Consider the following 21,685-nt stretch of genomic DNA (forward strand, 5'->3'; position numbering starts at 1 on the left):
CCCCCCCCCCTGAGTCACAGCCAAAACAAATTGGTATAAAACTTATTCAGGCTGCTGTGGATCTGGGCGTGACGTTTTTCGATACGGCCGAAGTCTATGGGCCTTTCCTCAATGAGGAGGTGGTAGGAGAGGCCCTGCGCCCTATCCGCGACCAAGTCGTCATTGCCACCAAGTTCGGCTTCGACATTGATCCGACAACGCGCAAGATTCGCGGCCTCAGCAGCCGGCCCGAGCATATTCGTCAAGCCGTGGAGGGCTCTCTGAAGCGGCTTGGGGTGGAAATGATCGACCTCCTCTATCAACACCGGGTCGACCCGGATGTCCCGATTGAGGATGTGGCCGGAACCGTGAAGGATCTGATCGCCCAAGGAAAGGTCACGCATTTCGGCTTATCGGAACCGGGATTACAGACGCTGCGCCGTGCACATACCGTCCAGCCGGTGACCGCAGTCCAAAACGAATATTCCCTGTGGTGGAGAGCGCCGGAGACAAACGGTATTCTAGACGCCTGCGATGAACTCGGCATCGGCTTCGTTCCTTTCAGCCCCCTCGGCAGGGGATTCCTGACGGGAGCCATCAGCAAGACGACCGCTTTCGCCCAAGGTGATCTCCGGCATGGTGTTCCTCGATTTTCCCCCGAAGCCATCGAAAAGAACCAGGCGTTCGTCAACATCCTGGAACACTTCGCTCTGGCCAAAGAAGCAACCCCGGCACAGATCGCGCTGGCTTGGCTTCTGGCGCAGCGGCCCTCAATTGTGCCGATCCCAGGCACGACAAAACTGGACCGTCTCAAGGAAAACCTTGCAGCGATGGATATCGTCCTGACGGACGCCGACATACAGGCCATCGACACCGAAGCGGCCCGCATTCGCCCGGAAGGTGAAAGGTACACACCAGCGCAAGGCGCGATGGCCGGTCGGGAGGCGCCTCCCCTAAGCGTCTGACGTTCATCCAGCCAATTTTTTCAGAAAACCAGCGTTCGGCGTGAAACGACCACGCACATACTTAAACCGTGACGCACGGAAATTGAATTGAGGAAAGAACCACCAATGACCAATATACAAGCGGCAAGCCGCCCCTTCCCCCCCGAACTGGTGCGCTCGGTCTCTCCGGCGCTCGAAACCCATACGGTTGATCGGCTCAAAGAGGTCTGGACCCGTCCTGGCCTGAGCTTTCGTGACCGCAGCCTGATTTCAATCGCGGCATTAATCACGCGCGGTCAGGTGGCCGGACTTGGGCTCTATACCGACCATGCGCTCGATAACGGCGTTACGCCCGCCGAACTGTCTGAAACCGTTCTTCAACTCGCCTATTACGCGGGCTGGGCCAACGCCCTGTCAGCAACCCCCGCGATGGGGGCTGTCTTTGCTGCACGCGGCATCGCCGCCGATCAGCTTCCGGCCGAAATCCCGGATCAGTTTCTGCCGCTCGACGAGCCTGCCGAAGCGCAGCGGGCGAAAACCGTGGGCGAACAGTTCGAGGCGACGGCACCTGGTCTGGTTGATTACACGACCCGTTTCCTGTTCCGTGATCTCTGGTTACGGCCAGGCCTCGCACCACGTGACCGGAGCCTCGTGACCGTGGCGGCCCTTGTGACGGCCAGCCAGTCGGCACAGATCACCTTTCATCTGACACGCGCGATGGACAATGGTCTGACCCGTGAGCAGGCCTCCGAGGTCGTCACCCATCTCGCGTTCTATGCGGGTTGGCCGAATGCGATGTCCGCGCTGCCCGTGTTCAGGGACGTCTTCGCCAAACGCGAAGCCTAACCGTTTCCCCTCATTCATTTCAGGACAAATCTATGAAAATCGCTATCGTTTTTGAAAGCAATTACGGTCATACAGTCAAGGTCGCCGAAGCGGTCGCAACGGGGGTCCGCTCCGTAGCCGGAGCCGAAGTCACGCTTTTCAAGGTCGGCGACGACGGCGTGCTCGACCTGGAGGCACTGACCGCCAGCGATGCCATCATTTTCGGTTCACCGACTTACAACGGGGCTCTCGGCTGGCGGATGAAGCGCTTCTTCGAGACCACGACCCGCCCGGTGTGGACCCAACTCAAATGGGCCGGCAAGGTTTCTGCGGGTTTCACCAATTCCGGGGCCCTCAGCGGTGACAAGCTCGGCACACTGGTTTCTCTGGCCATGTTTGCGGCACAGCACGGCATGGTGTGGGTCAACCTCGATCTCCTGCCGGGAAAAGGCGGAAGCGAAGAACTGAACCGTCTCGGCTTCTGGCTGGGAGCGGCAACGCAGTCCGACGAAGCCCCCCCTGAGGTGACGCCTCCCACGGGTGATCTCAAGACCGCCGAGCATCTCGGGCGACGGGTCGCAGAAGTCACAGCTCGCCTCGCCGGCTAACAGCCCGCCGCCACATTCAAAGGCTAGTGGGTGCCTGCGTATTTTGAAGAACCAGTCGCAGGAACTACTATAGCCCCATGGGACGCCGATCCCGAATAAGCTCAATCAGCAGCCGCAACCCGGTCGGAAGTTGATGACGGCTCGAATAATAAATGTAAAAGCCATCGCCAGTTGCCGTCCATTTCGGCAGAACCTGTATCAATCGTCCGTCGGAAAGATAGGATACCACTAGCGGTTCAGGCAGATACATTAGGCCCGCACCGCCCAAGACGGCGTTGAGGCCGGTTTCGGCCTGATCCACAGTGATCGACGTCGGGACAGCGATTTCGATTTCCTCATCCTCGCATTCAAGCTCCCAACGATAGATCCTGTCATCGCCGAGCCTGTTGCTGATACAGCGGTGCTCCAACAGGTCGTGGGGTTGCTCCGGCGTGCCGAACCGGTCGAGGTAGGACGCAGAGCCCACGATGATCCAGCGGATATCTGCTGAAAGCCTCTGGGCAATCATATCTTCCGGCACGGTATTGCCGTAACGGATACCCGCATCGAACCCGGCGTCGGTCACATCGACCATCCGGTTGCTCGCGACGACATCCAGTTCCACATCTGGATAGCGATCCATGAATTCCGGGATGACGGGAGCCAAGAGAAGATTGGCCGCTTCGACAGCAACATTCAGGCGGATGCGACCGGCTGGCGCGTCACGAAAACGGTTCAAGGCTTCCATCGCCGTATCGATGACCTGAAACGGTTCGCCGATCGCTGTGATCAGGCTCTCCCCCGCAGATGTCAGGGTAACACTTTTGGTCGTACGGTTGAGCAACCGGACGCCAATACGCTGTTCCAGGGCTTTTAGGGCGTGGCTGAGAGCGGACGCACTAACGCCAAGTTCGATGGCGGCTCGGCTGAAGCTGCGATGCCTGGCAATCGTCATAAAATACGTCAGATCCGCGATGTCCGCGCGGCTTATTTGCATCTCATGCCCTTTCATGAGTGATGTTCATGTGTCGATACGAAGCAGAGAGAAATTTAACCGTAAGAGCGCCCTTCACCACTGATGCATCTCTTAATAGCATGGAATACTCATGAATTGCTCTCACAACACCATGCAGGATTACGCGCTAACGAAAAACGATATTCCGAGTTAACCTGTGAGGGAAATGGGCTGTTTTACAACTATGGGCTTGATCGCGACCAATAGTTTGACGCCTTTCCGGATCACAATGAAAGGGCAGTTTCCTGTGGACTATGTGCATCTGGGACGATCAGGCCTGAAGGTCAGTTCGCTGTGTCTCGGAACGATGAATTTCGGTGATGTGACCGATGAACACACAAGTTTCCAGATTCTTGATACCGCTCTTGAAGTCGGCATCAATTTTATCGATACGGCCGATGTCTATGGCGGTCCGCAATCGCCGGACATGAAAAAAGGCTTCGGCCTCTCCGAAGAAATTATCGGCCGCTGGATGGCAAAACGGGGTACACGCGGAGACGTCATTCTAGCGACCAAGGCTTATCAACCCATGGGCCTCGGCCCGAATGATCGCCGTCTGTCCGCGCTGCATATCCGTCGCGCCTGCGAAGATAGCCTGCGACGCCTTCAGACCGATCATATCGATCTCTACCAGATGCATCACATCGACCGTGCCACGCCTTGGGAAGAAGTATGGCAGGCCATAGAACTGCTCGTGCAGCAGGGCAAGGTGATTTACGTTGGCAGTAGCAATTTTGCGGGGTGGGACATCGCCACGGCTCAAGCCGCTGCACAACGACGGATGTTAATGGGCCTTGTCGCTGAACAGAGCCTTTACAATCTCGCAACACGGACTGTCGAACTGGAGGTCATTCCGGCCTGTCGGCACTATGGTCTTGGCATCATTCCATGGAGCCCGTTGGGTGGCGGGTTGCTGGGAGGCGTGCTCAGGAAAGCCGCGTCGGGACGACGCGCTACGCCGGCGATGAAGCAGAAGATCGAGCATTATCGCCCACAACTGGAGGCATACGAAGCGCTCTGCGCTGATCTCGGTGAGCGGCCTGCCGATGTCGCACTGGCATGGCTGCTTCACAATCCGGCCGTCACTGCGCCTCTTGTCGGGCCACGCACCGTCGAACAACTCACACAGGGGCTCCGCTCTGCCAAGATCACTTTGTCAGATGACGCTATGCGATGTCTTGACGAGATATGGCCTGGGCCGGGTGGCGAAGCACCTCAAGCCTATGCCTGGTAGGAGTTTTCTGACGAGAGCCATATCGCTCAAGATAATACAAGTGAGGTCTATCATGGCCTCCTATCCGATCATCCCTCTTCCGGCCCCATGCAGAAAATGATGGCATGGTGCCCCTCCGGAGATGGCACTAACCCAATATCGCTATTCAGGAAGTTGAGAATGACAAACGAATAGATTGAATAGAGCACGTCTCTGACGCGCGATACGCGCAATAAGTCAAATATTTATACGGGTGACACGTCATGATCAAAGATAAAGTTGTTCTCATCACCGGCGCATCTTCGGGCATTGGCGAAGCAACCGCACGACTTCTCGCGCAACAAGGTGCGAACGTTGTCCTGGGTGCGCGCAGAGAAGAGCGTCTGAAGGAGATTGTCAGTGCTATCAAAGACGATGGCGGCACAGCGACCTACCTCGTGACGGATGTAACGAAGCCGAGCGATAATGAGGCTTTGGTCAACATGGCCAAAGAAAAATACGGTCGTCTTGATGTTATTTTCCTCAATGCAGGTCTAATGCCGACAGCCCCCGTATCCGCCTTGAAGACGGACGAATGGAATGCAGCCGTCGACATTAACATCAAAGGCGTTCTGAATGGCGTTGCTGCCGCCATGCCTCATTTTCTGGCACAGAAATACGGTCAGATCATTGCCGTTTCCTCAGTGGCCGGTCTCAAAGCATACCCTGGCAGCGCGATCTACGGCGGCACCAAGTGGTTCGTTCGCGATTTCATGGAGGTGCTTCGTATGGAGTCAGCCATGGAGGGTACCAATATTCGCACCTCCACGATTTATCCTGCAGCGGTGAAAACTGAATTGCTCGGCGGCATTTCTGATCCCGGGGCGGCTGCAGCCATGCAAAAGCTATACGATCAGCATGCTATCCCACCCGAACGTATTGCCGACGTAGTCTCGTTTGCGATTTCTGCCCCAGAAGACACAACGATCAACGAGTTTACAGTTGGACCGGCCAATCAGGCCTGGTGAAGAATCCTCAATGCCGCATATCATCGTCAAGCTATGGCCAGGTAAATCCGAGCAGCAGAAACAGCGTCTGGCGGATGCGATCACCCAGCAGGTTACCACTATTCTGGGTTATACGGACGATGCGGTCTCGGTTGGTTTCAACGAGGTTGCTTCTTCGGACTGGCGTGATCAGATTTATAGACCCGATATTCAGGACAAAGAAGCATCACTCTACAAAAAGCCCGGCTACGCTATGTAGCGTAACAATGTGCGTTGGTGGTCCAACACCAACGCACATAACCGTCAGGTCTTGAAGCGTATCTCGGCAATCCGTTTGACACGCTCAGGGTCGCGATGATCCGTAAAAGCAGTTTGTCCCGTATCGAGCGTCGTGATTGACGCCATATCCGCGTCATCGAGATCAAAATCGAATATCGAGAAATTTTGTCGAATTCGCTCAGCGTTGACCGACTTCGGGATGGAGACAACCTGTCGTTGCAGCAGCCAGCGCAGTACGACCTGAGCAACGGAGCGATGATGCCGGGACGCTATCTCCGTCAGCACGGGGTTGCTGAACAGATTGTTGCGTCCTTCGGCAAAAGGTCCCCAGGATTCGATCTGAACGCCGTTCTCGGCCAAAAATGCCTGTGTGGCAATCTGCTGGCAAAATGGGTGCGTCTCAATCTGATTGATCGCGGGCTTGATCCGGTTAAAGGCGATCAGGTCCATGATCCTGTCCGGATGAAAGTTGCTCACGCCAATCGCACGGGTCTTGCCACCTTCCTGCAATTCCTCCATTGCCCGCCAGGAGCCGTGTACATCTCCATAAGGCTGGTGGATCAAGTATAGGTCGAGATAATCGAGTTTCAGACGCGTCAGGGAACGGTGGAACGCCGCTTTGGCTGTCTCGTAGCCTGCATCCTGGACCCACAGCTTTGTTGTGATAAAAATCTCGCTCCGAGGAATACCGCTTGCAGCGATGGCGCGACCGACAGCTTCCTCATTTTCGTAAGCAGCGGCCGTATCGATCAGGCGATAACCCGCATGCAGTGCTTCCAGAACGGCGGCTTCGCACTCTGTCGCATTGGTCATCTGATAAACGCCGAAGCCGAGCAGAGGCATTTCCACGCCGTTGTTGAGTGCCACTACAGGGCATTGCGTCATATTATGTGCCTCCTGACTCAAACGCGCTGATTTTAACCGATATGGACTCTCACGTCAGGGATCGTTCAATCACAATTTTTCCGGTATGAGCGGCCTCTTCCAAGCAGCCATAAGCCCCCAGAGCATCATCGAACGCGAAAACCTTGCCTATGACGGGTCGGATCTGATGGTACGCCATCATGCGGTTCATCGCCTCGTGATCGGCGCGGGATCCGACCATAATCCCACGGAGAGTTTTCCAGGGAACGAGTGTTCGGGGGCTGAGCGTTCCAGTTGAGAGCGCACCAATCATATGCACCTGTCCACCAATGGCGACGCTGGCTACAGACCGTTCAATGGTGCCGCCTCCCCCAACTTCTACGACATGATCCACGCCACGACCATTCGTCAGGCGCAACACTTCCTGCTGCCATTCGGGATGCTTGCGATAGTTGATAAGGTCAGTCGCCCCAAGCTTCCTGGCTTCCTCGAGTTTAGTATCACTTGAAGAGGTCGAGATGACACGGGCTCCAGCTTTGGCGGCAAGCTGAATGGCAAAACTCGACACGCCGCCTGTACCCAAAGTGAGAACAGTTTCGCCACTCACAAGCGGGCGAGGCCCGAACAGCGCATTGAACGCCGTCAACGCCGCACAAGGCAAGGTCGCTGCTTGGGCATCTGAAAGATAATCAGGAACACGCACCGCATGCTGTTCGTCGCATGCGATCCTCTCCGCGAGCACTCCGTCAACCAGTGCTCCGCGAAATTTCGGTGGATCTGCAGCTGTCATAGGGCCCGCAATCCAGGTGCTGGAAAATGTTGGGCTCACCCGATCGCCGACTTTAAAGCGCGTGACGTCAGGGCCCACGGAAATAACTTCGCCGACCCCATCGGAGAGTGCCAACGCGCCTTTAGGACGAAGGCCATTATAATTATCGTTGATAATCAGAAGGTCACGATAGTTGAGAGACCAGGCCTTCATCTCAATCAGGATCTGCCCACGCAGAGCCGTTGGTTCAGGACGTTCTGTCAGGCTCACACTGGCCAGGCCATTGGCCCCGTTTAGTTCATATGCACGCATACTGGCCAATCCTTGGAAAGTCGGTTCGAAGTCAGAGTAAGGAATTTCACCATGGCAGTTGTTTGCCGTCACGGAAGAACAAACCTGTCGGACCAGTTGCCGGGATATTGGCGGCCCAAACGACGCTGCGCGCGCCATCCTCAACAGGGCGCCCTGGCGAGTTTGGATAGGTCGCCACCAATCCGGGACATACCGAATTGACAAGAATTCCAGCCTTGTTGAAGTCTTTGGCCAGTTTGATCGTCAGACCGTTCAGGGCCAGCTTGGTCAGGGCATAAGATCCAATGGGAACGTCACCGAATTTGCTCATTTCAAATCCCGGATTGTTCACCAGCCCAAAATCAGGATCCCAGAAAGAACCCGCGCCACTGGAGACGTTGACGATCCGTCCATCACCAGACGCCTGCAGAAGCGGGAAACACTCCTGTGACAGCCGCCAGGTGCCGATCAGATTGGCCTCAAATTGCTGCCTTACGGCATCGAGATCTGTGCGGAAGTCGGTGACTGGGGTGAATGCCATAATGGCCGCATTATTAATCAGGACATCCAGTCTGCCAGACTGCTCCTCAATGCGCCGCACGGCTTGCGTGACGCTCTCAGGATCTGTCGTGTCCAGTTGTAAAGCCGAAACGTTCAAGCCTTCATCACGAAGGACCTGCGCGAGTTGCTGAGCTTTTTCGACAGAGCGTGCCGAGAGAAAAACCTGCATACCTTGTTGCGCCAGTTGTCGAACGGTCTCAAAACCGATCCCTTCCCGGCGCCCTGCACCCGTGACCAAAGCTGTTTTCATGTTGGGTATCCTTTACGAAGGGGGGAAGCATGTCCGCCCCCATCTCCTGACCTCACGAAATTAGTCATTACGTCAGGAGAAATATGTGACATCACTCCGGTCCATCATTATTTTCAAAACAGAATGAACTAGATTTATCCTTTCAGGCGGTCTTCCCGGCAATGAACTGCTTTGTGGTCTCGGCGACGCGCTGCCCCAGATGAGCGGCAGTCTCAAGGTCACTCTTGATCGGGGTGACGTCGGGCGAGGCGTTATCAGACTGCGCCATTGCACCCAGCCAACCACCGATCCGGTTCATGTCTTCGGGGTTGGTGCTGGCGAACAGGTCCAGCCCCACCCAGATCATGCTGTGCTGGGCAGCAAACAGCGCCATGCCGATGAGGGAGTTCAGCTTGTCGCCGTGCATAGCGCCTGAATTGGTAAAGCCCGCAGCAATCTTGTTCCGCCACTTCATGGATGTCCAGACCGGACCGGTCGCATCTTCCATGAACTTCTTCAGACGTGCCGACAGTGAACCATTATAGGTAGGCGATCCAAAAATAATCGCATCACACTCCTGCAGCAGATCCCAAGGCGCGGGATTCTCGGCAACAGGCAGAAGAATGGCTTCGACCCCGTCGACACGATTGACGCCATCGGCGGCGGCCTGTGCCTGTTTGGCGGTATGACCGTAGCCACTGTCATAAACGATAGCGATTTTCATAAGGGAAACTCCGTTGTGTTAAGAACTGATTATTGAGAATTTAAGGTCGTGATCTAAAAGCATGCGTCGTTGCTCTCCTGATCAGGACACCTTTGTCGGATCACCCATTGACCATGCGATGCCCGCGCCACGATCCATTTTGCGAATGGCGTCCATATCCTCGGCATCAATTTCAAAACCATCGAGAGCGAGGTTCTGCTTCATGCGCTCCGGGTTCAGGCTTTTCGGCAGGATCGCGTAACCATTTTGCACGCCCCAATGGAGGAGCAACTGTGCTTCCGTGACACCGTATTTTGCGGCCATCGTTGCGAAGACACCATCTGCCTTCTTTTCGGCCTCAGGTTTGGCGCTCTCCTGACCGGCTCTCCATGTGGAAAGCGGAGCAAGGCTGCTATAGGCGATCGGCACAATCGTGTGCTCGTGCATATAGCCGACCAGGTCAGGCTTCTGCGACCAGGGATGCAGCTCGATCTGGTTTGCTTCGGGAAGCGCCAGACCAGCAGCCTTTATTTCATTGATATGAGCGTCGGTGAAATTGCTGACACCGACGCTCCGTACTTTGCCAGCCTTCTTGAGATCGATAAGCGCACGCCACTCTTCGACACGACGCGCTCCACCGTGAGGAGAATGGATCAGGTAGAGGTCGATATAGTCGAGCCCCAAACGTTTCACGCTCTCATCGAATGCGGAAAGTGTCTGAGCATAAGTCTTCGGGGTTTCGCCCCATTCCGCAGCACCAGGCCAGAGCTTTGTCGTTACGAAAATTTCACGCCTTGTAAGGCCATTATCAACCAGAGCAGTTCGAATGCCGGCACCAACTCCGGCTTCGTTGTGATACACTTCAGCTGTATCAATGTGACGATACCCAACGCCAATGGCCGCACGAACAGCGCTCGCGACATCTGTCTCTTCAATCAGATATGTCCCGAAACCAACGGCCGGAATTTCCGTCTCTGCGTTTAGGCGAAATGTTTTGCGAAGAATACTCATGAGCTTACTCGCCCTTACGGTATGATCGGCAGACTTGGCACAAGCGCCAGAAAGCCACCTGTTGTCGCCTTGACCCGCAGGTCCCTCACTGGTGCGTAAGCCGGGTCCTGATAAAACGCTTCGGCTTTGGCCAGGCTCGGAAAACGGATCACGATCAACGTTGATTGGGCCTGACCTTCCACGGTTGCGAGATCGGACACAGCAACAACGACTTCGCCGCCATAAGACTCTGCCAGTGGACCTGCCAGCTGGCTGTACTGGGTCATCAGTTCCGGATCCGTCACCGTAAAGTTGCTTATAAGGTAACCTTGAGCGCGACCTGCCATCAGTTCTCTCCTTTATCGCGCGACCGTCCGGGCAAAACGGCTCTCGGCCCGGCTCTAATGAGGTCGACAATTCAATTAACGAAAATCATATTGTAGATTCTTAAGAACCGTAAGATATTTTAAGGCTAATATTGGGGATATTTTCGCTACATGGTGTAGCTTGTAGATCGCCAAAGAAAAGGGAGTTAAGCGTTTCATGAGAGATCGTTTTGACGGTGTGGACGTGTTTATTGAAGTAATCAAAGCTGGCAGTTTTTCAGTCGCTGGCTCCCATCTGGCGCTCTCACGATCCGCCGTTGGCAAAACGATTGCTCGACTTGAAGAGCGTCTTGGTGTCCGGCTTTTCCATCGCACGACGCGCACTATCAGCCTCACGGAGGAAGGCCTGATCTATTACGAACGCTGCCTGCGCGCTGTTCATGAACTGAAAGAAGGAGCTGAGCTTCTGGAATCAGGCAGGCATGAGGTCGCCGGAAAATTGCGTATCACCATGCCTCTTCTTTTTGGTCGTCATTGCGTTGCGCCCATTCTGGTGAATCTCGCGACGCAATACCCCCAGCTCAAACTGGATCTTCATTTTAGCGATCACACGGTGGACCTTATTGGTGACCGATATGATCTTGCCATTCGCAATCACTCACCTGGCATTGATATGGGTCTCGATGTAAGAGTTGTGGCGACTCAAGGAAAAGTCGTTTGTGCATCTCCCACGTACTTGAAAAATAGCGCTATCCCGCGAGACATTGACGATCTCGGGCAACATCAGACATTGGCTTACTTGCACAAGGGAGAAACATTCCCATGGACTTTTTTTCTTTCCGACGGAGAAAGAAAAAAAGCAGACCTCAACCCGCGCCTCCAGTTCGATAGTTATGATGCAATTGCCGACGCTACTTTGGCCGGAGCTGGTGTTGCATGCCTACCCGATTGGCTTGCCCACAATCACATAGAAAGCGGACGCCTACTCCGGCTTCTTCCCAATTTCTCAATGCCCCGCTTTGATACGTATGCAGTATGGCCAACCACACGTTTTATGCCGCTCAAACTGCGCTGTGTTGTCGATACTATCGCCAAATCTCTTACACACTCTGATCACAGCAGAAAGTCATAACCTACTCTTCCAATTGCCCTCTTGACATCAGGTTTTCCTATTCGGTCTAGAATGTTTATAATTCAGAAAAAGATCCAACACTTGACTGTAGGTTTTATACAAGAAGGCTTCCCCATGTGGAGCCAGGCCATCAATGACCGCTTGATATCAATTACCTCATGCGCCCCTCGCTCGATCACTATTGCGCAGCGCTATATGACGTAGATCGCAATGGTCCTCGTTTAGTCAGGACGAATCAAAAGCAAATAATACGCTTAATAAATCCTCCGCCACCTTGTTCCTTCGTGCGTGTCGTCAAGAACGACACCCTTCAGGAGAAGTGCATCACGTAAGATATCCGCTTCCTGATAATCTTTCCGGCGTCGCGCCACATCACGTTGTGCCACCATTTCAGCCAAAGCTGCATTAGATGTTTCATCCGTTCCTTGAGATAGACAATCCGGCGGGCTGTCATGCTTCAGACCGAGTAACGTCACAGCTTCAACGAGTTCACGCCTCAATCGACTGCGTTCTGCGACATGATCAGCATGGCGAAGTTCGCGCGCAATACTGAAAAGCGCCGTCATGGCAGCAGGCGTGTTGAGATCGTCTGCTAATGCCTGAACTACGCGATTACGAACAATTGGCACTGCGCAAGCATCGTGATCAGACGAGGCGGTGTCTGCTATGAGACGCTTCAAGCGCGAAAGCGCACGACCTGACTCTGTCAGAAGTTTATCTGACCAATCGAGGGGCTGGCGGTAATGGGCGGACAGAAGAGCAAGGCGGATCGTCTGACCATCGTGGCGTTCCAGAAGATCGTGCGCGAGAACAACATTTCCGAGAGACTTCGACATTTTGCGCCCGTCAACGGTAACGAAGCCATTATGCACCCAAAAATCGCAATAAGCAGCACCGTCTCGCGCGCTCACACTCTGTGCGATCTCATTTTCATGATGCGGAAAAATCAGATCCTGACCGCCGCCGTGAAGATCGATCGGCAGACCGAGACAATGCTCCGTCATCGCGGAGCATTCAATATGCCATCCAGGCCGTCCCCGCCCCCACGGACTTTCCCAGCCCGGCGCGTCATCCGAGGACGGCTTCCATAGAACAAAATCGGCCGGGTCACGTTTGAACGGCGCAACCTCCACTCTCGCTCCTGCAATGACATCCTCGCGGCTCCGACCCGACAGTCGGCCATAATCGGCGAAGGACGGGACGTGGAACAGAACATGTCCCGCCGCCTGATAGGCATGACCTGCTTCAAGTAACCGGTCGATCAGGGCGATGATGTCGGAGAGGTGCTCCGTCACACGCGGCTCGAAATCTGGCCGCAGAACACCGAGAGCCGCCATGTCAGCATGATAGGCACTGATAAACCGATCGGTGATCGCCCCGATCGGTTGCCCCGTGCGGACCGCCTCGGCGTTGATCTTATCGTCGACATCGGTGAAATTACGGGCGTACAGGACACGTCCGTAGGAGTGTCGCAAAATACGATACAGCAGATCGAAAACTACAGCCGAACGCGCATTCCCAAGATGGGCGTAGTTATAGACGGTCGGTCCACAGACATACATCGTGACCCGGTTCGGATCACGCGGTACGAAAATCTGCTTGCTGCGAGACAGTGTGTTCGTGAGCCGCAGAGGGTGAGCATTCTTCTCGCCGTCGCCTGTCTGCGTCATGACGGATGATCTCCTTCTGAAGAATAAATCAGACGGTATGGACCTTCATGTCCATCACATACCGTCTTGGCCTCCAGGCTTCGCATGATGAAGTGGCCCCAGTCGGCACGCCAGACCGTCCATGTGCCGCAATCGCCCAAGGCATCCTCCCTGTACAAGGAGGTCAAAACACCCGTTCGTTCGTCATAGGTCACATTGAACAGGTAAGGCGTCGAAGACCACACATCCTGATCCCAACGTCGAAACATCAGTAACTCCGCGTGGCCCGTCCGATCTTCCCAGACGACCACCTGCGTCGTGTTGGCAGGAGTAACCGAGCAAGGAAGAAGCCATATACGGTGTCCGTCACTCGCAGGCGGCAAGGACCAGACCCGAAAGGCAAGACGGCCGGACGGGTTCTGTCGGTAATGGACACAATCATCAGGAATCACCTGCCGCACCGCAGCAGGCATCTCCGTTTCCCGTGTATATCCCGGTGACACCCGTTGCCCGGACATGAGCGCCAGAATCACCCATGCCAGCCTACTCAAACGCGCCCTTAGCCCAAGACGTCTAAAGTTCGTTTGCAATGCGTCGATAGGACCGCGCCAGACTGACATTCATCTCCGCGACGCTTTCAGAAAAAGCTGTCGCATCCTGCGTGACCTGCGGGATCGTCAGCAGATCCGTATTCGAATGAATCGTCGTCGTGGATGGAATATAGAACTCCGCAGGCAAGACGCAGTCCTCGACGACGGAGTTGTGCCTCACCACACAACCACGCTCGACTGTGCAGTTGAAAATCACGGAATTGAAGCCAATGAATACCTCGTCTCCAACAGTGCAGGGACCGTGAATGATCGAGCGATGGGCGATTGATGTGCGCGATCCGATTGTCACGGCCGCACCATCTTTCGAGTGGATGACAACACCATCCTGAATGTTCGATCCACTCCCGATCCGGATGGGCTCGACATGGCCATTTTCATCGGATTCATCAGCACGAATAACGGCATAGGGGCCGATGAAGACATCGCCTTCGACGATCACATGACCGCACAGGATCGCGGTCGGGTCGACAAAGGCGCTTTCAGAAACCACGGGGAAATCACCACGCGGATTTGGTCTCAGCATAGCCACGTTTCATCTCCTTAAAGATCGGTCAGAATTACGCCAGGCAGGTCATTCGACAGGGTTTCGCCTGGCTGATAGTGCATGACAGAGCGAATGGCCTCTCCCCGATGAAGAAGATCAAAGGCCGTATTGATCCGGTCATGCGTCATGTTGTGGGTGATGTAGGGATCGACGCTGAACTTGCCAGCCAGCCATTCATCGACCATGCCGGGTAACTGCGAACGCCCTTTTACGCCCCCAAAGGCCGTGCCCCGCCAGACCCGCCCCGTGATCAACTGGAAAGGTCGCGTCGAGATCTCCTCGCCAGCCCCAGCGACACCAATAACCGTGCATTCGCCCCAGCCTTTATGGCAACACTCAAGAGCCGCGCGCATGACATCGACGCGACCGATCGCCTCGAATGAATAATCCACTCCGCCGCCCGTCATCTCGACGATCACTTTCTGGATTGGATCGGTATGATCGGTCGGATTGACGAAATCGGTCGCACCCAGATTTCGGGCCAACAGGAACTTCGCCGGATTGGTGTCGATGCCGATGATCCTTGCAGCACCAGCCATGACAGCCCCCTGAATGACGGCCATGCCAATCGCGCCGAGACCAAAGACAGCCACGGTCGAGCCTGCTTCCACCCTGGCTGCGTTCCGCACGGCGCCCATGCCTGTCGGGACGGCGCACCCCATGACGCTGGCTTTGGCAAGCGGTGCATCTTTGGTGATCTTCGCCACGGCAATTTCGGGCAACACGGTGTATTCACTGAACGTGCTGGTGCCCATGTAATGAAAGATCTGGCGACCCTTGTAAGAAAAACGGCTCGTACCGTCGGGCATCAGCCCAAGCGCCTGTGTCTCGCGGATGGTCGAGCAGAGATTGGTCTTGCCCGAGCGGATCATCGGGCAGTTCGGGTCTTCGGGAATATAGAGCGGAATGACATGATCACCCGGAGCAACAGAGGTGACGCCTTTGCCCACATCCTCGACGATACCTACCCCTTCGTGACCGAGAATACACGGAAAGCGTCCTTCCGGATCATGCCCTGACAAGGTGAACATATCTGTATGACACAGGCTCGTCGTCACGATACGAACCAGAACCTCACCGTCTTTCGGGCCTTCGAGATCAACCAGATCGATCTCAAGCGGCATGTTAGGTTCCCACGCAATAGCAGCTCGAGTTTTCATGAAAATAGTCCTCAAAATGATGTGTGATTACTCGTTCAGGCCGGCTCAAGACTTTCCGACTGGCGACGCCAGACCGGAAAAGGATCGGGGAGGCGTGCGTAGCGTGACGGCTCGAAAGGGGTATCTCCGAGATCCGGCACAAGACAGGCATCAAGGTCCCGGCGCAGTCCTGCTTCATCCATCTCCGCCGTGCCGATGAAGACGATTTCCTGCCGCCGGTCGCCATAGACGGAATTCCAGTTCCCCAGAACGAAATCCCGCCACTGATCGCTGTCCGGCCACTGGTTTTTCGGAATCGCGGCCCACCACAACCCCATTGCTTCGCTCCGCACAAGGGCTCCGGCCTGACTCATTTCTCCTACCCAGTCCGGGCGCGTGGCCAGCCAGAAATGACCTTTGGCGCGCACGACACCCGGCCAGTTCCGGTCAAGAAAGGCCTGGAATTTTGCGGGCTCGAACGGACGCCGCGCCCGGTAGACGAAATTGCGGATGCCATATTCGTCCGTTTCAGGAACATGATTGGCAAACCCGTAAAGTTCCTTAAACCACAACGGATGCTGGTGCGCCTTGTCGTAATCGAAGCGACCGGTATTCAGTATCCGTTCAACAGGAACCCGCCCCATATCGGTCTCGATGATGTCGGCGTCCGCATTCAGCGCGCGAATGATCTTCCGTGCCGCGTCCACCTGATCCGGCGTGGCGGTAGAGACTTTGTTGATGACCACGACATCGGCAAACTCGATCTGCTGGACGAGCAGATCGACCAGTGCGCGCTCGTCGTCCTCCCCTGCTGTTTCGCCCCGATCCTTCAGAAAATCGCTGGAGGAATAGTCGCGCAGGAGATTGACCGCGTCCACGACCGTCACCATCGTATCCAGCCGTGCGATATCGCTCAGGCTGACGCCATTCTCGTCACGGAACTCGAACGTCGCGGCGACAGGCAGCGGCTCCGCGATGCCCGTGGATTCAATGAGCAGATAATCGAATTTCCGCTCCTCCGCGAGCCGCCGCACTTCCTGCAACAGATCATCGCGCAGCGTGCAGCAAATGCAGCCATTGGTCATTTCGACCAGTTTCTCATCGGTGCGCGACAGATTGCTGCCGCCCTCGCGCACGAGATCAGCATCAATATTGACCTCGCTCATGTCGTTGACGATGACCGCGACCTTATAGCCCTGGCGGTTATTCAGAACATGATTGAGCAAGGTCGTCTTACCCGCGCCCAGAAAGCCGGACAGCACGGTGACGGGAAGCCTCTTGTCCATAGGTGTTTCTCCTCTAGAGCTGGGTCGGGTTCGGGACGTCGCCATAGACAGCGACCGGATCGAAGGTCTTGTGCGTTTCGCAAAAGACGAGTTCAGCCAATGACGCCGAAACGACTTCATCAGCAGGGAGATCGACACGCCGGTAAAAGCAGCTTCGATAACCCACATGGCAGTTCGCTCCTGTGCCCGCAGTGCGCACGCGCAACCAGACCGCGTCCTGATCGTCGTCGATCCGCATTTCGATGACATGCTGGATCAGCCCGCTCGTGGCCCCTTTCCGCCAGAGGCACTGGCGACTTCGGCTCCAGTAATGCGCCTCACGGGTTTCGATGGTGCGGGCAAGCGCCTCGGCGTTCATGACGCCGACCATCATCACATCCCCACTCTCTGCGTCCGTCGTGACCACGGTCAGCAGTCCCCTGACGTCGAAACGCGGGGCGAGATCGGTTCCTTCCTCGACTTGCTCGATAGAGACACGAGGTTGGAACGCTGTTGATGCAGAAGGGGGAGCTTCGCCCATCATACGCCCCCTATTCCCGCCATAGCGAAGAACTGGCGACGCAAGGATTCCGACGTCTCGAACTCGCCCAGCAGGCGGCTGGTCACCATGCTGACGCCCGGCTTGTGTACGCCACGTGTGGTCATGCACTGGTGCGCCGCGTCGATCACGACCGCGACGCCGCGCGGCTGAAGAACACTCTGGATCGTGTCGGCGATCTGGGCTGTCAGTTTTTCCTGAATCTGAAGGCGATGGGCGAAGACGTCCACAAGACGCGCCAGCTTGCTGATGCCGACCACCCGCCTGTCGGGCAGGTAGGCCACATGCGCCTTACCAATCAGCGGAATGATATGATGTTCACAATGGGATTCCAGCCGGATGTCGCGCAGTACCACCATTTCGTTATAGTTTCCGGTCTCTTCGAAGGTCCGCTCCAGAAGAGCGACCGGATCATCCTGATACCCCTCGAAAAACTCCTCATAGGCCCGCACCACCCGGTCGGGCGTGCCGACAAGCCCCTCACGATCGGGATCGTCACCGGTCCAGGCGAGCAAAGTCCGCACCGCCTCTTCCGCCTGAGCCCGTGTCGGTCGCGCCCGCACTTTCCGGGACGTTTCAATCAGTGCGTCCATTCAGCCCTCATACCGCCATTGACTATGTTATGTTATAATATAACATTATGGGCATCATCCACTTCCCGTCAAGCTCCGGAGCCATGCCTATTTCCACACAGCCTCATCCAATGGCGGAAATCTCACGTTTCCCATCACCAAAACCAGAATCTCCAGTCTTCAACGATCAGGGTCGTCCCGGTGCCATGTTGTTCATGGAGAGCTGGCCGGCGCCAAAGATCGATACGCCAGAAGACGCCGCCTTAGCCTGTCCCGCACCGCATGTGGTTGCGTGCGCTCACGCGGCCGTCGTGATGGATCTGCAACGGCCCGATGTCGATATGGTCGTATGGGGCCGCAGGGTTCCGATGGCATGGGAGATATCCCTCACAGAGTGGTCGAGTTCCTCATCTCCCCTCACTCTCTTCGGCACGCCTTCGGAGATCGCGGATTGCCTTGCGACCCCGGCTGTGCGTCAGGATTGGCCTCCCGTCATTCTGACTGATGTCAGGGATCTGTCCTCTCTGTTCGGTGCTCTGACGGGCGGCGTCCGGCAGCACATCCGACTGATGACGCCCCCCAGTGGTGAGGCTACGTTCGAGTTGCCCCCCGATGTACTCAGGCTGATCTGCGGCTATGGGCGCACCGGGGCGGAGTGGTGCGGCAGTCAGGACCCGAAGAGCGGCATTGTCAGTGCCCTGTCGCCTTTCGCCGTTGCGTTTATCAAGGGGGCGGCTGAAGGCGAACCTGGCTGCCTCCATCGTCTCCCGGCCAGTGTCCCAAACGGCGCGATGCCGGGGCCAATCCTTGTGATGGATACGGTTTCCCGATGAAAGAACATGTCACACAGCCCTCTCGCGGCGTCCATCAGGCTTCCAATGCTCCGAATGGTCGGATCACATCTTTGCTGAGTGACGTAATCGAGGTGCTGACGGAAACAGACTTCCCGTTATCAGCTTACGATATCCTCCGATGTGTCAGTCGTTCGGATCGCCGACGCCTCGCCCCGCCTACAATTTATCGAGCCCTAGAAAAGCTGATCGCCAACGGGCTCGTTGGGCGGCTCGAAAGTCGAAATGCCTTCGTGCGGATCCGGACAGGCGATCCGTCGCGCCTCGTCTACTGTATCTGCGATCGATGTGGCGCCGCGCAGGCGGTTGAAAACACGTCATCCTGTCAGTTGATTGACAGCGCAGCCGAGACCCTTGGATTCCAGGTCAGGCACCGGGTGATGGAAATACAGGGCGTCTGCGCGCAGTGCAGTACCTGTCCTTCTTTCTCATCCGCGTCGCAACACCCCAATCAGAACGATCTTCCGACACGCGCCCCCAAATGAGCCGCTGCCCTCTCATCGCCCTTCTTCGTCAAGGTTCTCCCATGTCATCGACCACCATTGCTTCCCGTTCCGCATCATATTCCCCAAAGGATGTTCTAGCCCGGCGTGTGGACGGCGCTCTCTTCGACCATTCGACACTCTTGTCGGGCGACCGACCTTCTGAGCCTGTTTTCCGGTCGGACGCCGATGCACTTTCCCTGATCCGGCACGACACCGCACATGTTCTTGCGCAGGCCGTCAGCGAACTCTTTCCCGGCACCGCACTCGCGACAGGACCAGCCACGGAGCAGGGATTTTTCTATGACTTCGCTGCTGAGCGCGCTTTCACGGATGATGATCTCGTTCGGATCGAAGCCCGCATGCACGAGATTGTCGATCGGGACGAGCCGATCATCCGCGAAGAATGGAAGCGTGAGAGCGCCCTTGCTTGGTGTCAGGAGAACGGACAGCCCTACAAGGCGGAGATCATCCGGTCCCTACCTCTTGATGCCGTCCTGAGCTTTTACCGACAGGGCAATTTCGTCGATCTCTGTCGAGGGCCACATCTCGGCAGCACAGGGCAGATCGGACACGAATTTCGGCTTCTCGGCACCGCCGGGGCCTACTGGAAAGGCGATCGGAACAATCCGATGCTGCAGAGGATTCACGGCACGGCCTGTCGTGATGCCAACGAATTGGCGGCGTGGGAGCGACGTCAGGAAGAAGCGGCACGACGCGATCATCGTCGCCTCGGACGTGAGATGGATCTGTTCCATTTCCAGCCTGAAGCACCGGGAGCAGTGTTCTGGCATCCAAACGGCTGGACGCTGTTCCAGACGCTTCTCGCCTATCTACGCGCGCGCCAGCAGGCCGAGAACTATGTAGAGATCAATACGCCCGACATTATGGATCTGTCTCTCTGGCAAGCGTCCGGCCATTGGGAAAAATTCGGGGAGAACATGTTCACCACCGAGACCGAAGGCCGCACCTACGCCCTCAAGCCCATGAACTGTCCCGGTGGCGTGCAGGTTTTCCGTCATGGCCTGAAGAGCTATCGCGACCTGCCCCTGCGGATGGCGGAATTCGGCAAGGTCCACCGCTTCGAACCGTCAGGGGCGCTGCATGGCCTCATGCGCGTGCGCGCATTCACGCAGGATGACGCACATATTTTCTGCACACCGGAGCAGATGGAGGCCGAGACGCAGCGAATCTGCCATCTCGTGCTCTCAATCTATAAGGATTTTGGCTTCGACGATGTCCGTATCAAATTCTCTGACCGACCTGAAAAACGTGTCGGATCGGACGAGATCTGGGACCGCTCGGAAGAAGCGTTACGGCGTGGGGTCGAAGCTTCGGGTCTTTCCTACACGCGCAATCCGGGGGAAGGCGCCTTTTACGGTCCCAAGCTGGAATTCGTACTGCGTGATGCAATCGGGCGGGACTGGCAGTGTGGAACCGTTCAGGTCGATCTCAATCTACCTCAGCGTCTGGACGCGCATTATATCGGTGCCGATGGGGACAAGCATCCGCCCGTCATGCTGCACCGCGCCTTGTTCGGTTCTCTGGAACGCTTCATCGGCATTCTCCTTGAGCACCATGCCGGCCACCTGCCTTTCTGGCTCGCACCCGTTCAGGTCGTGGTGGCGACGATCACCGCCGCCGCAGACAATTACGCGGACGATCTGATCAAAGCACTCCGCCAGCGTGGCGTCCGCGTGGTACCCGATCTGCGTAACGAGAAAATCGCTTACAAGGTCCGCGAACACAGCCTCGCGAAAGTGCCTGTGCTGCTGATCGTCGGGAAGAAGGAAGCAGAGGCGGGAACCGTTTCCATCCGGGAGTATGGAAGCCCGGATACACCAACAATAGCTACGGAAACGGCCATCGACCTGCTGGCCAGCGCGTCGCACTCTCGTCTGACGCGGGTCTTTGCAGCGTAATAGTTCAGACTTACGCTTTCCCGACCATCTTCATTGTCAATTATCAGTATCCTAAGCATAATCAGTACCTTCCCCGCCACTCGTCCGCCACGGGTGCCTGATTCAGTTATCGTGACGAAGGTATCGTCCAGAACCTGGTGCGGTTAGACGGGATCCCAGCACTCTCGAATAGCCTAGTGTGCTATTCCGCGCGCCCTCATGTAGGGATAGCGCAGATCACACACTTGTGAACCTCGACAAAATCCCGCCCTGGTACCTTTCCATTTGTTTCCTATGTGTTTCCTGCGTGGGATTTTGGGCAACAAAAAAGCCACCCGTTTGGGTGGCTTTTACCGTGTGATATCAATCACTTAGCGTATGGTTGCGGGGGCAGGATTTGAACCTGCGGCCTTCAGGTT

24 protein-coding genes are annotated in these 21,685 nt (G+C 56.1%); 10 read left to right on the plus strand and 14 right to left on the minus strand.

Features of this window, described 5'->3' with window-relative positions; translation table 11 throughout:
- The 3 genes from B7G66_RS09855 to B7G66_RS09865 all read left to right on the plus strand — a co-directional run.
- The coding region (locus tag B7G66_RS09855) for an aldo/keto reductase (protein ID WP_048859148.1) at positions 1 to 944 on the plus strand (944 nt) is incomplete at its 5' end.
- 105 nt (positions 945 to 1,049) lie between these two features.
- Positions 1,050 to 1,769 (plus strand): carboxymuconolactone decarboxylase family protein, encoded by a 720-nt coding sequence (locus tag B7G66_RS09860; RefSeq protein ID WP_003617578.1) that lies wholly within the window; start codon positions 1,050 to 1,052, stop codon positions 1,767 to 1,769.
- Between the two features lie 32 nt (positions 1,770 to 1,801).
- The gene (locus B7G66_RS09865) at positions 1,802 to 2,356 is read left to right on the plus strand and encodes a flavodoxin family protein (protein ID WP_003617575.1); all 555 of its coding nucleotides are present in this window, start codon (positions 1,802 to 1,804) and stop codon (positions 2,354 to 2,356) included.
- A 67-nt stretch (positions 2,357 to 2,423) separates the two neighbouring features.
- Here the strand turns inward: B7G66_RS09865 and B7G66_RS09870 are convergent, their stop codons facing one another.
- The gene (locus B7G66_RS09870) at positions 2,424 to 3,347 is read right to left on the minus strand and encodes a LysR family transcriptional regulator (protein ID WP_003617574.1); all 924 of its coding nucleotides are present in this window, start codon (positions 3,345 to 3,347) and stop codon (positions 2,424 to 2,426) included.
- A 232-nt stretch (positions 3,348 to 3,579) separates the two neighbouring features.
- Here B7G66_RS09870 and B7G66_RS09875 point away from each other — a divergent pair, with 232 nt between their 5' ends.
- The 3 genes from B7G66_RS09875 (at position 3,580) to B7G66_RS09885 (ending at position 5,808) form a co-directional block, all read left to right on the plus strand.
- Positions 3,580 to 4,584, plus strand: a complete 1,005-nt coding sequence (locus B7G66_RS09875; protein WP_231106290.1) for an aldo/keto reductase — start codon at positions 3,580 to 3,582, stop codon at positions 4,582 to 4,584.
- 242 nt (positions 4,585 to 4,826) lie between these two features.
- Entirely contained in the window at positions 4,827 to 5,570 is a 744-nt protein-coding gene (locus B7G66_RS09880) for an SDR family oxidoreductase (RefSeq protein WP_003617570.1), read from the plus strand.
- A 10-nt stretch (positions 5,571 to 5,580) separates the two neighbouring features.
- A complete protein-coding gene (locus B7G66_RS09885; RefSeq protein WP_003617568.1) occupies positions 5,581 to 5,808 on the plus strand; it encodes a tautomerase family protein in 228 nt (75 codons plus the stop codon).
- Between the two features lie 44 nt (positions 5,809 to 5,852).
- Here the strand turns inward: B7G66_RS09885 and B7G66_RS09890 are convergent, their stop codons facing one another.
- From B7G66_RS09890 to B7G66_RS09915, 6 genes are all read right to left on the minus strand, one after another.
- Positions 5,853 to 6,713, minus strand: a complete 861-nt coding sequence (locus B7G66_RS09890) for an aldo/keto reductase (RefSeq protein ID WP_003617566.1) — start codon at positions 6,711 to 6,713, stop codon at positions 5,853 to 5,855.
- Positions 6,714 to 6,762: 49 nt separating this feature from the next.
- On the minus strand, positions 6,763 to 7,845 hold the full coding sequence (locus tag B7G66_RS09895) for a zinc-dependent alcohol dehydrogenase family protein (protein WP_231106289.1): 1,083 nt from the start codon (positions 7,843 to 7,845) through the stop codon (positions 6,763 to 6,765).
- On the minus strand, positions 7,820 to 8,563 hold the full coding sequence (locus B7G66_RS09900; RefSeq protein ID WP_040510403.1) for an SDR family NAD(P)-dependent oxidoreductase: 744 nt from the start codon (positions 8,561 to 8,563) through the stop codon (positions 7,820 to 7,822). The genes B7G66_RS09895 and B7G66_RS09900 overlap by 26 nt, the downstream gene beginning before the upstream one ends.
- 142 nt (positions 8,564 to 8,705) lie before the next feature.
- Positions 8,706 to 9,266 (minus strand): flavodoxin family protein, encoded by a 561-nt coding sequence (locus B7G66_RS09905; protein ID WP_003617561.1) that lies wholly within the window; start codon positions 9,264 to 9,266, stop codon positions 8,706 to 8,708.
- 81 nt (positions 9,267 to 9,347) lie between these two features.
- On the minus strand, positions 9,348 to 10,256 hold the full coding sequence (locus B7G66_RS09910; RefSeq protein WP_003617554.1) for an aldo/keto reductase: 909 nt from the start codon (positions 10,254 to 10,256) through the stop codon (positions 9,348 to 9,350).
- Between the two features lie 14 nt (positions 10,257 to 10,270).
- A complete protein-coding gene (locus tag B7G66_RS09915; RefSeq protein WP_003617552.1) occupies positions 10,271 to 10,582 on the minus strand; it encodes a DUF1330 domain-containing protein in 312 nt (103 codons plus the stop codon).
- Between the two features lie 196 nt (positions 10,583 to 10,778).
- Here B7G66_RS09915 and B7G66_RS09920 point away from each other — a divergent pair, with 196 nt between their 5' ends.
- Positions 10,779 to 11,693, plus strand: a complete 915-nt coding sequence (locus B7G66_RS09920) for a LysR family transcriptional regulator (RefSeq protein WP_003617550.1) — start codon at positions 10,779 to 10,781, stop codon at positions 11,691 to 11,693.
- 254 nt (positions 11,694 to 11,947) lie between these two features.
- Here B7G66_RS09920 and cysS read toward each other — a convergent pair whose 3' ends face one another.
- The 7 genes from cysS to folE form a co-directional block, all read right to left on the minus strand.
- A complete protein-coding gene (cysS, locus tag B7G66_RS09925; RefSeq protein ID WP_003617544.1) occupies positions 11,948 to 13,363 on the minus strand; it encodes a cysteine--tRNA ligase in 1,416 nt (471 codons plus the stop codon).
- Positions 13,360 to 13,815, minus strand: coding sequence for a DUF1176 domain-containing protein (locus tag B7G66_RS17360; RefSeq protein ID WP_159107961.1), 456 nt, complete (start codon positions 13,813 to 13,815; stop codon positions 13,360 to 13,362). The genes cysS and B7G66_RS17360 overlap by 4 nt, the downstream gene beginning before the upstream one ends.
- A 100-nt stretch (positions 13,816 to 13,915) precedes the next feature.
- Positions 13,916 to 14,476 (minus strand): LbetaH domain-containing protein, encoded by a 561-nt coding sequence (locus tag B7G66_RS09935; protein ID WP_003617541.1) that lies wholly within the window; start codon positions 14,474 to 14,476, stop codon positions 13,916 to 13,918.
- A 17-nt stretch (positions 14,477 to 14,493) separates the two neighbouring features.
- A complete protein-coding gene (locus B7G66_RS09940; protein WP_040510397.1) occupies positions 14,494 to 15,657 on the minus strand; it encodes an S-(hydroxymethyl)glutathione dehydrogenase/class III alcohol dehydrogenase in 1,164 nt (387 codons plus the stop codon).
- Between the two features lie 35 nt (positions 15,658 to 15,692).
- Positions 15,693 to 16,922 (minus strand): zinc metallochaperone GTPase ZigA, encoded by a 1,230-nt coding sequence (gene zigA / locus B7G66_RS09945; RefSeq protein WP_003617538.1) that lies wholly within the window; start codon positions 16,920 to 16,922, stop codon positions 15,693 to 15,695.
- Positions 16,923 to 16,935: 13 nt separating this feature from the next.
- Positions 16,936 to 17,445: a phosphoribosyl-AMP cyclohydrolase gene (gene hisI, locus B7G66_RS09950; RefSeq protein ID WP_003617536.1), complete on the minus strand. Its 510-nt coding sequence runs from the start codon at positions 17,443 to 17,445 to the stop codon at positions 16,936 to 16,938.
- Positions 17,442 to 18,053, minus strand: a complete 612-nt coding sequence (gene folE / locus B7G66_RS09955) for a GTP cyclohydrolase I FolE (protein WP_003617534.1) — start codon at positions 18,051 to 18,053, stop codon at positions 17,442 to 17,444. Before folE ends, hisI begins: the two co-directional genes overlap by 4 nt.
- A 194-nt stretch (positions 18,054 to 18,247) precedes the next feature.
- Here folE and B7G66_RS09960 point away from each other — a divergent pair, with 194 nt between their 5' ends.
- Genes B7G66_RS09960 through thrS form a run of 3 tightly spaced genes read left to right on the plus strand, consistent with a single transcriptional unit; the run spans position 18,248 to position 21,287 of the window.
- Positions 18,248 to 18,865 carry a DUF1826 domain-containing protein gene (locus B7G66_RS09960; RefSeq protein ID WP_048859151.1) on the plus strand — a complete coding sequence of 206 codons (618 nt, stop codon included), beginning with the start codon at positions 18,248 to 18,250 and terminating at the stop codon, positions 18,863 to 18,865.
- The gene (locus tag B7G66_RS09965; protein WP_003617531.1) at positions 18,862 to 19,368 is read left to right on the plus strand and encodes a Fur family transcriptional regulator; all 507 of its coding nucleotides are present in this window, start codon (positions 18,862 to 18,864) and stop codon (positions 19,366 to 19,368) included. The genes B7G66_RS09960 and B7G66_RS09965 overlap by 4 nt, the downstream gene beginning before the upstream one ends.
- The gene (gene thrS / locus B7G66_RS09970; protein ID WP_050772130.1) at positions 19,365 to 21,287 is read left to right on the plus strand and encodes a threonine--tRNA ligase; all 1,923 of its coding nucleotides are present in this window, start codon (positions 19,365 to 19,367) and stop codon (positions 21,285 to 21,287) included. The genes B7G66_RS09965 and thrS overlap by 4 nt, the downstream gene beginning before the upstream one ends.
- Positions 21,288 to 21,685 lie beyond the last annotated feature (398 nt).

Origin of the sequence: Novacetimonas hansenii JCM 7643, assembly GCF_000964405.1 — a bacterium.
Taxonomy (GTDB): Bacteria; Pseudomonadota; Alphaproteobacteria; order Acetobacterales; family Acetobacteraceae; genus Novacetimonas; species Novacetimonas hansenii.